12 protein-coding genes and 1 riboswitch are annotated in these 13,086 nt (G+C 71.6%); of the genes, 5 read left to right on the top strand and 7 right to left on the bottom strand.

Annotated elements, in window-relative coordinates; translation table 11 throughout:
* Positions 1-10: 10 nt before the first annotated feature.
* Both MED15_RS00380 and MED15_RS00375 read right to left on the bottom strand, forming a co-directional pair.
* Positions 11-739 carry an alpha/beta hydrolase gene (locus MED15_RS00380; protein WP_112727162.1) on the bottom strand — a complete coding sequence of 243 codons (729 nt, stop codon included), beginning with the start codon at positions 737-739 and terminating at the stop codon, positions 11-13.
* 91 nt (positions 740-830) lie between these two features.
* On the bottom strand, positions 831-1,823 hold the full coding sequence (locus tag MED15_RS00375; RefSeq protein WP_112727161.1) for a LacI family DNA-binding transcriptional regulator: 993 nt from the start codon (positions 1,821-1,823) through the stop codon (positions 831-833).
* Positions 1,824-1,983: 160 nt separating this feature from the next.
* Here MED15_RS00375 and MED15_RS00370 point away from each other — a divergent pair, with 160 nt between their 5' ends.
* Together MED15_RS00370 and MED15_RS00365 are read left to right on the top strand one after the other, a co-directional pair.
* Positions 1,984-3,246, top strand: coding sequence for an MFS transporter (locus MED15_RS00370; RefSeq protein WP_112734533.1), 1,263 nt, complete (start codon positions 1,984-1,986; stop codon positions 3,244-3,246).
* A 73-nt stretch (positions 3,247-3,319) separates the two neighbouring features.
* Entirely contained in the window at positions 3,320-4,216 is an 897-nt protein-coding gene (locus MED15_RS00365) for an aldo/keto reductase (protein ID WP_112700362.1), read from the top strand.
* A 20-nt stretch (positions 4,217-4,236) separates the two neighbouring features.
* Here MED15_RS00365 and ileS read toward each other — a convergent pair whose 3' ends face one another.
* The 3 genes from ileS to MED15_RS00350 form a co-directional block, all read right to left on the bottom strand.
* Positions 4,237-7,383, bottom strand: coding sequence for an isoleucine--tRNA ligase (gene ileS / locus MED15_RS00360; protein ID WP_244220313.1), 3,147 nt, complete (start codon positions 7,381-7,383; stop codon positions 4,237-4,239).
* 279 nt (positions 7,384-7,662) lie between these two features.
* Positions 7,663-8,325, bottom strand: a complete 663-nt coding sequence (locus tag MED15_RS00355; RefSeq protein ID WP_112734532.1) for a hypothetical protein — start codon at positions 8,323-8,325, stop codon at positions 7,663-7,665.
* Between the two features lie 31 nt (positions 8,326-8,356).
* Positions 8,357-8,842: a hypothetical protein gene (locus MED15_RS00350; RefSeq protein WP_225855384.1), complete on the bottom strand. Its 486-nt coding sequence runs from the start codon at positions 8,840-8,842 to the stop codon at positions 8,357-8,359.
* A gap of 177 nt (positions 8,843-9,019) precedes the next feature.
* Between MED15_RS00350 and MED15_RS00345 the strand changes: the two genes are divergently transcribed.
* Positions 9,020-9,715, top strand: coding sequence for a VOC family protein (locus MED15_RS00345; protein ID WP_112590247.1), 696 nt, complete (start codon positions 9,020-9,022; stop codon positions 9,713-9,715).
* A 102-nt stretch (positions 9,716-9,817) separates the two neighbouring features.
* Positions 9,818-10,585 (top strand): maleylpyruvate isomerase N-terminal domain-containing protein, encoded by a 768-nt coding sequence (locus MED15_RS00340; RefSeq protein ID WP_244220312.1) that lies wholly within the window; start codon positions 9,818-9,820, stop codon positions 10,583-10,585.
* Here MED15_RS00340 and MED15_RS00335 read toward each other — a convergent pair.
* Positions 10,582-11,301, bottom strand: a complete 720-nt coding sequence (locus tag MED15_RS00335; protein ID WP_112734531.1) for a hypothetical protein — start codon at positions 11,299-11,301, stop codon at positions 10,582-10,584. The two genes, MED15_RS00340 and MED15_RS00335, sit on opposite strands and share 4 nt — an antisense overlap.
* A complete protein-coding gene (locus MED15_RS00330) occupies positions 11,294-11,875 on the bottom strand; it encodes an RNA polymerase sigma factor (RefSeq protein WP_112588106.1) in 582 nt (193 codons plus the stop codon). Before MED15_RS00330 ends, MED15_RS00335 begins: the two co-directional genes overlap by 8 nt.
* Positions 11,876-12,003: 128 nt before the next feature.
* On the opposite strand from MED15_RS00330, the gene MED15_RS00325 reads away from it, so the two are divergent.
* On the top strand, positions 12,004-12,339 hold the full coding sequence (locus MED15_RS00325) for a hypothetical protein (protein ID WP_112588084.1): 336 nt from the start codon (positions 12,004-12,006) through the stop codon (positions 12,337-12,339).
* Between the two features lie 404 nt (positions 12,340-12,743).
* A riboswitch (cobalamin riboswitch) is annotated at positions 12,744-12,920 on the top strand.
* Positions 12,921-13,086: the final 166 nt, after the last annotated feature.

The raw sequence follows: 13,086 nt of genomic DNA, 5'->3' as shown, positions 1-13,086 counted from the left end.
GCCGCACCGCTCAACTGTGGTTCCCTGCCCGTGGAGGATGGGCGGTGAGCCAGGCGACGGCGGAATCGCGGATCGGGGCGGGGATGTCGTGGCCGCCGGGGAACTCCTGGTACGTCACGTCGTAGCCGAGATCGTGCAGGCGGGGGACGAGACGGCGGCTGCACACGTCGATGGGCAGCACCCGGTCGTCGACGCCGTGCGAGATGAAGATCCGTGGCTGGCCGTGGGTGACCGGTGGCGCGGCGAAACCGGGGGAGAAGGCCAGCACCGCGTCAACCAGATCCCCGTTCGCCAGGCCCAGCGACAGCGCGTACGAGGCGCCGTCGGAGAAGCCGCCGACCGTCACGTCGGCCACCGGGTAGGTGTCGAAGACGGTCGCCAACAGCCCGTCGATGCGCCCCACGTCCGCCCCGAAGCCACCGGCGATCAGGTCCCAACTGGCCGCCGACGAGTCCGGGGCGACCAGCAGCAGGTGCTGCGCGTCCGCCACCGGCAACAGCAGGTCCAGCCCCTGTTGCGCCGAACCGCCCGCACCGTGCAGGAGCAGCACCAACCGGTACGCCGAACCGTCGGTCGCGGGCTCCGGGGCATACCCCAGGGCCAGCCGGTCACCGTCGGGGCCGGTCATCGGCACCAGCCCGGTGCGGCCCGACGCCACCGGCGGGTGGCGGCGGGCGGTCAACCGGCCGTCCCGGGGGCTCGGCGCCGGGTCCCAGTGTGACGGCGCGGAGTCGGACACGGGTCGGCGCTCCTTACGGTGGACGAAAGGTCCGACGCGGTTACCCGGCCCGTACGGGGTTAACCGTCAGTGTGCTCGACCGGGCGTCGGCTCAGGCGCTGGCCCGCGCCACCAGGGCGGACGGAAAGAGGGTCACCGGGGCCGCCGGGCGCCCGTCCAGCAGGGCGGTGGCCGCGGCGGCGGCGATCCGCCCCACCGGATGACTCGCCGTGGTCAGCGCCGGGGCGGTCAACCCGGCCAAGGGGATGTCGTCGAAGCCGGCCACCGCGACGTCCGCAGGCACCCGCGCACCGGCGTCCCGCAGGCCCGCGATCACCCCGAGCGCGGTGTCGTCGCTGATCGCGTAGATCGCGTCGATGTCCGGCCAGCGGCGCAGCGCCTCGCCGGCCGCCGCCCGGCCACGCGGCGCCCTGAAGTCCCCGGGGAGTATCCGCTCCGGTAGGCCGGCCTCAGCCATCAGTCGGCGGTACGTCTGCACCGGGCGTTGCGCGCAGGGCAGCCACCGGGGGCCGGTCACCATGGCGATCCGGCGGCGACCCGAGGCGTACAGATGGCGCAGCACCGCTTCGGAACCGGCGGCGTTGTCGACGTCGAACGACGGCACTGTCGCCGAGCCGACGCCGATCGAGACCACCCGACCGCGCAGCGACCGGGGCACCGCCTCCAGCAGTTCCTCGGTGGTGTTGACCAGGATCACCCCGCACACGCTGCGATCCCCGTCGAGTTGGTCGAGGCTGCGGGGGTCGCCGAACGGCAGCCAGTACAGCGCCACCCCGACACCGGCGGGCGTGCACACCCGGGCGGCAGCGCCGACCACCTGGTGCACGTACGGGTCGTCCAGCACCGCGGCGCTGGTGCCCAGAACGGCCACCACCAGGCGTACGCCGCCCCCGCCGCTGACCAGCGCCCGGGCGGCCGGGTTGGGCACGTAGCCGAGCTGGTCGACGGCTGCCGTGACCTGTTTCCGGGCGGCCGGCGAGGCGAAGCCCGTGCCGGCGATCACCCGCGACGCCGTGGACCGGGACACCCCGGCGACCCGGGCCACGTCCTCGAGAGTTGCCGGTCGCTGTGCCGCTGTCGTCATCGTCGCCTCCTGCGGCGGCCCGTCCGGTCGGGCCAACGCCTGCTCACATCATGCCCCGGCCCGAGCAGCAGCGGTAAGGGGCGGTTCCCGGTTGTGGTGGTAGCGCTCTCAGGTGTGCGATCGTGCCAGGAGATCACCCCGAGAAAGAGGACCTACCCTCGTGAGCGCCCCCACCAGTCGACCCGTAGCCCCGGACACCGCATCGCCGACCCTGCGGACGGTGCGGCTCGCCCGCAACGGCGTCGCCGTCACCTTCACCCTCAACGGGCTCGCCGTCGGCAGCTGGTTCTCCCGCGTCCCGGCGGTCCGGGAGGCGTTGGACCTCTCCGCCGGCCGACTCGGGTTGCTGCTGCTGGCGATGAGCGTCGGCGCGCTGCTGGCCATGCCCACCTCCGGCCTGCTCGCCCAGCGATTCGGTGCGGCCCGCACCGTCACGATGGCCACCGTGCTGGTCGCGGTCGGCCTGGCCGTGGCGGGGCTGGGCGCCACGATGACCGGGTCGTTCGCCATCGTCGCCCTGGGACTGGTCGCCCTCGGCTACGGCTCCGGGGCCTGCGACGTGGCGATGAACGTCGAGGGCGCGGCGGTGGAACGGCGGCTGGGCCGTACGATCATGCCCCGGTTCCACGCCGGGTGGAGCCTCGGTTCGGTGGCCGGAGCGGCGCTCGGCGCCGGGGCTGCCCGGTTCGACGTCTCGGTCGGCGCGCATCTCGTCGCGGTGGCGGTGGTCGTGTTGACCGGCACCGCGCTCGCCGCCCGGACGTTCCTGCCCGTGGGCAGCGATCACAACGGCGACCCGGCGGACGCCACCCCGGCCGCCCGTCGCCGGGCGCAACTCGCCGCCTGGCGGGAGCCGCGCACCCTGTTGATCGGGCTGTTCGTGCTGGTCGCGGCGTTCACCGAGGGTGCGGCCAACGACTGGCTGGCCGTCGCGTTCATCGATGGACGGAACCTGAGCGAGGCCGCCGGCGCGGCGGTCTTCGCGGTCTTCGTGGTGGGCATGACCGTCGGACGCACCGTCGGCACCATCGCGCTGGACCGGTGGGGTCGGGTGCCCGTGCTCAGCGGCACCATCGGCCTCGCCGTGGTCGGCGCCGGCCTGGCCGTGCTGGCGGGCTCCGGGCCGGTGGCCGTCATCGGTGTCGCCCTGTGGGGCCTGGGTGCGTCGCTGGGCTTCCCGGTCGGGATGAGCGCGGCGGCCGACGACGAGGCGCACGCGGCGGTGCGGGTGAGCGTGGTCGCGGTGATCGGCTACACCGCGTTCCTCGGTGGCCCGCCGTTGCTGGGGCTGGTCGGCGACGAGGTCGGCACCCTACGCGCGCTGCTGGCGGTGCCGTTGCTGCTGCTGCCGACCCTGCTGCTGGTGCCGGTGCTGCGTCCGCCGCACTCCGCTGAAACTGCTCCGTCGGTAGTTAAAAACTAACCCATTTCGCCGCCGGGCGGTATCGGGTGCGCGGCCGACTGCGCCGCGCACCCGCACTGGTTACGGTCGCCCGATGCCAACCGATGAGATCACCGCCGCCGCGGCGGGCACCTGGACCCTGGGCGACCGCACCGTGCACCGGATGGGCTTCGGCTCCATGCGGATCACCGCGAACCCGGACCCCGACCGGGCCGTCGCCCTGCTGCGCCGGGCCGTTGAGCTGGGCGTCAACCACATCGACACTGCCGCGTTCTATGTCTCGCCCGGCGGCACCCTGCGCGTCGGCACCGGCCCGGCCCGCTACGCCACCGAGCTGATCCGCGCGGCGCTCGCCCCGTACCCGGAGGATCTGGTGATCGCCACCAAGGTCGGTTTCGGGTACGACCCGGAGGCGGGCTTCACCGAGGCGCTCACCCCGGCGCAGTTGCGGGCCCAGGTGGAGGAGAACCTTCGCCGGCTCGGCCGCGACCAGCTCGACGTGGTGAACCTGCGCCTCGGCCGGGGGCCGGGTGCGGTGCCGGTGGCCGACCGGTTCGGCGCGCTCGCCGAGTTGCGGACCGCCGGACTGATCCGGCACCTCGGGCTCTCCAACGTCCGGCCGGAACAGCTGGACGAGGTGGCGGGCATCGCTCCGGTGATCTGCGTGCAGAACAACTACGGGGTGGACGCCTACCGGGAGCAGGACGCGCTCGTCCGGCTCTGCGGTGAGCGGGGCATCGCCTACGTGCCGTTCTTCGCGCTGGCCGGCACCGGACGGGAGACGGGCGCGAGCACCGCGCAGGACGAGGCCGTGGAGGCGGTCGCCCGCGCCCACGGCGTCACCCCGCAGCAGGTACGCCTCGCCTGGACCCTGCACCAGGGCCCCCACGTGCTCGCCATCCCCGGCACCTCGGACCCGGAGCACCTGGCGCAGAACGTCGCCGCTGGAGCCCTACGCCTGACCCCGGAAGACCTGACCCGTCTGCACTGATCGTCTTACCCCGTCACCGCTCAGGCCCGCACGACGTGCACCACAATCTCCTGACCGTCGCCCACAGTGCCGGAGAACCCCTCCGACAACGCGTCCACAACCGTCAGCTGGAGCGCGAGGGTCTCGTGCGCGATGAGCTTCTGATGCGTGGAGATCGCCGCCGCGACGTCCGTGGGGGCGGCGATCGACACCGTGATCCGGTCGGAGACCTCGAAGTCGGCGTCGCGGCGGGCCTGCTGGATGATCCGGACGACGTCGCGTGCGACGCCCTCGGCTGCCAGCTCGGGGGTGATCTCGGTGTCCAACGCGATCGTCGTGCCGCGCTGGGACTCCACCACCCAACCGGTGCGCGGCACCTCCGTGATCAGGATGTCGTCCAGGCCCACCTCGACCTGCGCACCGTCGACCGACAGTGGGTACGTCCCGTTCGCCCGGACGCCGTCGACCAGCTTCCGGGGGGCCACGGCGGCAATCGCCTTCGCGACATGCTGGGTGCGGTTGCCGAACCGACGGCCCAGGGTCCGGAAGTTCGCCTTGACCTGCACGTCGATGACCCCGCTCTGGGGATCGAGCGGCTGGAGGACCTTCACGTTCAACTCGTCGCCGATGTCGTCCAGCAACGCCTGCGGGAGAACGGTGCCGGCCGGCAGCCCCACGAGCGCCCTACTCAACGGCTGACGGATCCGCAGACTGCTCGCCTTACGCGCGGACCGCCCCGCCTCCGCCAACGCCCGCGCCGTGGCCACCTGGGCCGACAACTCCGTGCTGATCAGTGTGGTGTCGGGTGTGGGCCAGGTCGCCAGGTGCACCGACTCCGGAGCCGACTCGGCACCGCGCCGGACGACCTGCTGCCACACCTCCTCCGTGACGAAGGGAATGAACGGCGCCAGTAGCCGCGTGAGGATGTCGAGGCACTCGTACAGGGTGGTGAGGGCGTCGGGGTCGCCCTCCCAGAAACGCTGCCGCGACCGCCGTACGTACCAGTTCGACAGGTCGTCGATGAAGTCGGCGAGCAGTCGACCGGCGCGCGCCGTGTCGTAGTTCTGCAGCCGTTCGTCAACGGCGGCCGCGAGGGCGTGGACCTCGCCGACGATCCACCGGTCCAACACCGGTCGCTGGGCGACCGGCTGCGCCAGATGCGGCGCCCACGTCGAGTTCGCCGCGTAGAGGGAGAAGAACGCCGCGGTGTTCCAGTAGGTCATCAACACCTTGCGGACGATCTCGTCGAGCGGGCCGGGCCCGATCCGGCGCGGCGACCACGGTGAGCCGGAGCACGCCATGAACCAGCGCACCGCGTCGGCGCCGTGCGTGTCCATCAACGGGATCGGCAGCAGGATGTTGCCCAGGTGTTTGCTCATCTTGCGGCCGTCCTCGGCCAGGATGTGCCCGAGGCAGACGACGTTCTCGTACGGGGACCGGTCGAAGACCAGCGTGCCCACCGCCATCAGCGTGTAGAACCACCCCCGCGTCTGATCGATCGCCTCACAGATGTACTGGGCCGGGTAGGTGCGCTCGAAGATCTCCTTGCTGCCCGGCACGTGGGGGTAGCCCAACGACGCGAACGGCATAGCCCCGGAGTCGTACCAGGCGTCGATCACCTCGGGGACGCGGGTGGCGATCTGGCCGCAGTCCGGGCAGGCGAAGGTGATCTCGTCGACGTACGGGCGGTGCGGATCCAGCTCGGACAGGTCGGCGCCGGCCAGCTCCCCGAGCTCTGTGCGGGAACCAACAGCTGTCACGTGGTTGTCCGGGCATCGCCACAGCGGCAGCGGGGTGCCCCAGTACCGGGCGCGGGACACCGCCCAGTCGATGTTGTTCTTCAGCCAGTCGCCGTAGCGGCCGTGTTTGATGTGCTCCGGGAACCAGTTGGTGTTCTCGTTCTCCCGCGTCAGCTCGTCGCGGACCTCGGTCGTCCGGATGTACCAGGATGGCTGCGCGTAGTACATCAGCGGCGTGTGGCACCGCCAGCAGTGCGGGTAGGGGTGCTCGAACGGTTCGTGCCGGAACAACCGACCAGACTTCTTCAGGCGGTCGATGAGCAACGCGTCGGCGTCCTTGAAGAACACCCCACCGACCAGGTCGATGCCGTCGTTGAACCGCCCGTTCGGGGCGACCGGGTTGACCAGCGGCAACCCGTACGCGCGGCAGACGGCGAGGTCGTCCGCGCCGAAGGCCGGCGCCTGGTGCACCAGGCCGGTGCCGTCCTCGGTCGTGACGTACTCCGCGAGGACCACCCGGTGCGCGTCCGGGATGTCCACCAGGTCGAACGGCCGCTCGTACCGCAAGCCCTCCAGGGCCGACCCGGGTACGGTCGCCAGGATCTCCGCCTCGTCGCCGAGGACCCGCTGGGTCAGCGGTTCGGCGACGACGAACGTGCCCCGCTCGGTGCGGGCGACGGCGTACGTCACAGCGGGATGTACGGCGACGGCGGTGTTGGACACCAGGGTCCACGGGGTGGTGGTCCAGATCAGCAGGTCGACGCCGCTGTGGCCGGCCACGTCCCCGCGCAACGGAAACCGCACGTACACGGAGGGGTCGGTGACGGTCTCGTACCCCTGCGCCACCTCGTGGTCGGACAGGGTCGTGCCGTCGCGGGTGCAGTACGGCGCGACCCGGAAGTCCTCCACCAGTCGCCCGCCGTCGTGGATCTGCTTCAGTGACCACCAGACGCTGTCCACGTACTCCGGGGACATGGTCTGGTACGGATGCTCCAGGTCGATCCAGTAACCCATACGTTCGCTGAGCTGGACGAACTCGTCCACGTGCCGCAGCACCGAGGCGCGGCACAGGGCGTTGAACTCCGCGACGCCCATCTTCTCGATGTCGGGCTTGCCGCTGAGCCCCAGTTCCTTCTCCACCGCGAGCTCAACGGGCAGGCCGTGGCAGTCCCACCCGGCACGGCGCGGCACCGAGAAGCCCCGCATCGTCCGGTACCGGGGAAAGAGGTCCTTGAAGACCCGCGCCTCGATGTGGTGGGTGCCCGGCGTGCCGTTGGCGGTCGGCGGCCCCTCGTAGAACACCCACGGCGGACCGTCGGCCGTCTGCTCCAGACTCCGGTTGAACACGTTGTTTGACTGCCACCACTCGATGACCGCACGGTCGATCCCACCAAGGTCGATCTTGGTGGGCAGTGGCACGAATGGTGACTTCAACGGACCGTCCGGCACCGACGTTCTCCCTACACTCCACGTCCGCTCGCGCGGGCATCAGCTCACTGCCCACGCGGGGACGAAGTGCCGGGCGTATGGCCAGGACTCCGCGGTACCACCCCGCTTGCGCCTCAATGGTGCGGGCGCCGCTCAATTTCGCGACGTGACGTGCCGCTACGTCCGGTTCTACTGAGGCGGCGGAGCTGCCCGTTCTTCCGGAGGCTCCCCGGTGATGGCCGGATCGGTGCCGATGCCGCCCAGCATAGCTGTCCGTGCGCGGAGCCCGTGGCCGGAGCGCTAGCCGTGCAGCCAGACGCGGAGTGGGCCGGTGGTGGTGAAGCCGGCGGAGAGCGCCGGCGTCAGGTCCGCTGTAGTTTCGTAGCCGACCAGCGGTGCGTCGGGCAGTGTGGCGCACACCGCGCGCCAGATGTCCCGGGAGCTGTCGGTCCGGGTGAACAGGTTGGAGACGCCGTACGGGCCGTCGCCGCTGAGCACCGCCCCACCGATGATCACGCCCCGGTCGTCGCGGCGGGCGAGAACCCGTACCCGGGGGTCGGCCAGGATCGCGGGGCGGAACAGGTCCCCACCGCCGTGGGCCGCCGCCCAGGCCGCCAGCTCGTCGGATGTGGTGACCGGGGCCAGCGGTGTGTCGACAGGTGGTGCCGACGGTGGCCGGTGGATCCACTGGGCGTCGAAGAGCACCCGGAACCCGTACCCGGACAGGTCGAGGTCGGCGAAGCTGTCCTTCACCGACGCGCCGGGCCCCGCGTCGATCCGGGCCAGCAGGGCCTCGGCGTCGACGCCCGGCCGCAGTGTGACCGCGTCCGGGTACCACTGTGGCGAACGGTGGGGGACCGACCAGGCGTCGGCGTCGGTACGGCCGGCCAACCCGTGGCTGCCGCAGACGATGTCGCACCATTCGGCGTTGTTGCGGGCCGCCGTCCGCGTGTCCTCCAGCACGTCGGGCAGCCTAGCCGGCCGGGGCACTGGCTCAGGGGGCGTAGACCAGGTCCATCGTGTCGGTGTGCCCGGACCAGCGCAGGTCGAGGCGCCAGCAACCGGCCTGTGGCAGGTCGATGATCGACGGACCGGGACCGCCGGCGACCTCCCGGATCACCCGGGTGTCGGTGCCGTCCAGCCTCGCGGTGATCACCAGGGTTGCCGGTGCTGTCGGATCGGGCGAGGTCGTGGCGGCGCGGGCCACCCAGAGGATCTTGTTGTTCGACCCGTCCGTCCGGACCTGCCGCAGGGGATGGGCGAACAGCACCGCCACGATGTCACCCTTCGCGCCGAAGACGTGCGGAACCCGCGCGTCCCCGCTGAACCCGGCGTCCGCCCAGTCGGGCAGGGACCCCGTCTCGACGCGCGCCGCGCAGGCGGTCTCGGTGCTCGCGGTGGTGGCCGCCCCCGCCGTCGGCGCCGCGCCGCTGGTGGTGGTCGTGCACCCCGCCAGCAGGACCACCGAGGATGCCAGCATCAACCTTCCCCAGGAACCCATCTCGCCCCTTCCGATACGCGCCGAGGACTCGTCGCACCTTTCCGACACCGCCCGGGCCGGCCGGGTTCCTATTGCTCTGACCGGGAACGTCTACCGGGTTGACGGCGGCGAGGCCAGAGGGGACAGACCCTTACGGGCGCGTGTGAGGATGTCCAGGTGGAACAGACACTGGGTCGGCAGGCGGCCTCGGACGCGGTCAGCGACCAGGGATGGCGGTATTTGCTGGGCGCGTTGCGCACGTCGGTCCCCGTCGCCTCATTGGTCCAGGCAACCGAGGCGGCGGCGCGTGTGGTGGCGGCGTGCGGTAGCGACGCCGACGGGCACCTACGCGCTGATATCCGACCAGACCGGGTCGTCCTGACCCTGCAGTCGGCGGATCGGGCGTCGCTCACCGCTTGCGATATCGACCTTGCGCATCGGATTTCCGCCGCCATGAGGAACGTCGGGCTACGGACGGCGCCTGAGATTGGTACGGGAGCTTCGCGGTCGGTGCAGCTCGTGGAGATCGCTATCGACGCGCTCGACATCGCAGCGGTCCGGCCGTTCTGGAAGGCCGTGCTGGGCTACACGGACGAGGCGGGAGCCGACGGTCCCAGGGATCCGATCGTCGACCCGGTCGGGCAGGGGCCGGCGATGTGGTTTCAGCAGATGGATCAGCCACGCCCGGACCGGAATCGCATCCACTTCGACATCTGTGTCCCGCACGACGAGGCACCACGACGGATCGAAGCCGCGCTGGCGGCCGGTGGCCGACTTGTATCCGCGTCCCATGCTCCCGCCTTCTGGGTTCTCGCCGATATCGAGGGTAACGAGGCTTGTGTGACGACCTGGCAGGGCCGAGACGACTCGTAGACCGGGCTGACCGCCAGCGCTCCGCTCGGCTGTCGACGCGTTCGTCAGACAAATTCGCTGTCCGTGGTCGGAGCGTACTGGTACACAACCGAGGTGCAGAACATGTTGGATTTTCCTGAGGTCCTGCGGCTGATCGAAGACCGCTCGGCCGCGGTCCGCGCCGCGATCGCGTCCGCCCCCGATCTTGACGTCCAGGTCCCGACCTGCCCGGACTGGACGCTGCGCGAACTGGCGCAGCACCTCGGCGACGGCCGCCGCCGCCAGGCCGCCATCATCGCGGCTGGCCCGGGCGCCGAGCCCCCGGCGAGGACGGACCCGAAGGGCGCCCCGACCGCCCCCCGGGACCGCGAAGCCCTGGACGCCTGGCTCGCCGAGTCGACCGAGCTCATGCTCGACGCGATGCGCGCGGCCGGCCCGGACCGCGGCTGCTGGACCTGGTGGGGCCGCTCGCAGGCCCCGCAGACCAGCGGAGCCGTGGCCCGCCACCAGATCCAGGAGTTGGCCGTCCACACCTACGACGCCCAGCTCACCCAGGGAGCCGCGCAGCCGCTGCCGACGGACGTCGCGGTCGAGGGCGTCGACGAGTTCCTGACGACCGTCGCGGCGACGACCGTCCCCTGGCCGTTCAAGCCGGCGACCATCGACCTGCACACGACCGAGGGCCGCTCCTGGCGCCTGACCCTCAACGCCGACGGCGTCCGCTGCGACGACCTCGCCGCCGACGCGGAGCCGGGCGACATGGCGATGCGAGGCGCAGCGAGCGAACTGGTCCTCTACTTCTACGACCGCGTCCCGCTCGACGGCCTGGAGACCACCGGCGACACCCAGCCTATGGAGCAGCTCGCAGACTGGGACCCGAACGCGCACTAGCCCAGTGAGCGCGCGATCTCGATTGCCTCGGCCTTGGCGAGGGTGCCCTCAAGCCGGTAGCTCACGTCGTTGTCCTGCCAGATCAGGGTCGAACCGGCCAGTCGGGCGGTCTCCCGGCGGATCCCGCCCGCCCGGTCCACGTAGGACAACACGTGCGGGCCGTCGACCCAGACGGCGAAGTCGCCGTTGACCTGGACCCAGTTCGCGCCCGGCGGAGTGACCTCCTTGTGGAAGGCCAGGTCGAGGTGACCGTCGAACGCGTCGACGCGCAGCGCGCCCCCGTCGTAGAGCAGCGTCGCCACCCGGTACCGGCCCGTGGCGTCCGGGTCGGCGACCAGCACCTGCTCGGGCGTGCCCAGCATCGCCGGCAGGCGGATCGGAAACCGCACCGACCGTTGGGCCTCGTCCAGGGCGACGGCCCGCTGCCCGGGCAACGGCGACGCGGTGCCGCCGGGCGGCGTCGGGGACGGTGAGGTGGCGATGCTGACCCCGGCGAAGCGCAGCAGCCCCGTGACGACGTCGGCGATCGCGCCCCGCGTCGGCGGCAACACCGCCACCAGCAGGGCGACGAGCGCCACCGCGGCGAGCGACCGCCACCGGCGCCGCCGGGGCGCGGGCGTGCCGAGTCGTACGCGGACGCGGGCGGTCACGTCGGGTGGATCGGGGGTGTCCAGCCAGGCGGACAGGTCGCGCAGTTCCCGTTCGAGGTCACCCATGCCGGACCTCCTCACGGTCGAGCAGGCCACGAAGCTTCGCCAGCGCCCGGGACGTACGCGACTTCACAGTGCCCCGGGGCCAGCCCAGAGCCGCCACCGTCTCCTCCTCGGTGAGATCGAGGAAGAACCGGCAGACGATCACCTCGCGGTCCCGTACCGGCAGTTGTCGCAGGGCCTGCACCAGCGACGCCCGGCGCTCCCCGGCGAGGACCGCGCCGACCGCGTCGTCCTCGGCGATCTCGGACGTCGGGTCCGCTGCCGCCGCCCGCAGGACGAGGCCGTCGCGCCGGCCACGGGAGCGGTGCAGGTTGCGGGTCTCGTTCGCGACGATCGCGAGCAGCCACGACCGGAAGGACGCGTCACCCCGGTAACGGGACAGCTTCCGGTACGCCTTCACAAACGCCTCCTGGATGACGTCCTCGGAGTCCGAGCCCGCGCCGAGCAGCACCGCGGTCCGGTACGCGGACGCGGTGTGCCGGGCGACCAGGAGGTTGTACGCCTCCAGGTCACCTGCCCGAGCGCGGGTGACGAGCGCCTCGTCGTCCAGGGGAGCCTCCGTTCGGATCACACTCATGACACCGCCCAGCCGCCGCGGGTTCCACAGGGATTTCCCGACGCAGGTCAGCTCTCTCCCATCCGGCGTGCAGCGTATTGCCAGGAACCGGTGCTGCACTGGAGGGACGTCGAGGAGAGGGGCGGGGCATGAGCTGGTTCAACCGCCGGTCACGGGGTGCCGAGGCGACCCCGACGAAGCTGGACCGGGAGGCGACCCGCGACGACCTCGCGGCGCTGGAGGCGTTCGTCGCCACCCGACGCGGGGTGGAGTTCTACCTGGAACCGGAGACGACCGCGACGGACACCACAGTGGTGGCGATCGCCCACGACGGCGAGTGGATCCGCCGCCGTACCGGAACGCCCCGCGCGGCCGGGGCCATCGCCCGCAAGCACGCGGTGCCGCTGTACGAGGCGGCACGCACCGGCTACCCGGAACGGATGCGGACCTGGAGCCGGGCCCACCCGGAACGCCACGCCCGCTGATCGGGGCGTCGACCGGTGTCGGTCGTCGCGCGTGGCGTGTTCGGTCTCGGGCAGTCCCCGGCGGACGAATCGTCGACTACCCACGCATGTGTCGTTCGGCGCCTTGGAGCTGAATCGTTGGCGACATCGCCGTAGGTCCGGACCTGAAGCCGAGGCGCGGATCGGGAGCCGAGGCGCGGACCGGGAGCCGAGGCGGCTGAATCGTCTACGACATCAGCTCCAAAGGGGCCGCGTGAACACTCCGCCCCCTGCCACGGGCCAGTCCGCGAGGCCGATCAACCAGTCGCCCAGCCCGCCAATGTGGCGAGAGGCAACCCGCGCGCGCCTATATTCCCGCAGGTCAATGCTGTGAGCGTGGTCGGGTGGCGGTGGGGTCCGCGTTGACCGGCGGCGCGCCGGTGTGGCAGCATTCGCGGCCTGACGGCAGTGAAGGAAGTCGGTGCGAATCCGACGCGGTCCCGCCACTGTCACCGGGGAGCGATCCCCCCTCGTGAGTCACGGCCGTGTGTCTGCGGTTGGAAGGCCGGGGGAGAGCGTTGATCCGGAAGCCAGGATACTTCGGCCGTCGGGACGTACCCCAGGGCGTGGACACCCGAGGAGGACCCGATGACGCACGGCGTCTCATTCATCGACGATTGTCGTCGTATTGCGCTCCAGGCAGTGCATTCCAAGGACACCGGCCACCGGCACCGCTGAGCTGATCGCCCGGCGCTGACCGGCCCCGACCCATGCGTCGGTGTGCCGTTC

It is taken from the genome of Micromonospora noduli (genome assembly GCF_003264475.1).
Classification (GTDB): Bacteria; Actinomycetota; Actinomycetes; order Mycobacteriales; family Micromonosporaceae; genus Micromonospora; species Micromonospora noduli.
The sequence above is the reverse complement of the archived record's forward strand: the minus strand, read 5'-3'. Positions and strand labels throughout refer to the sequence as shown.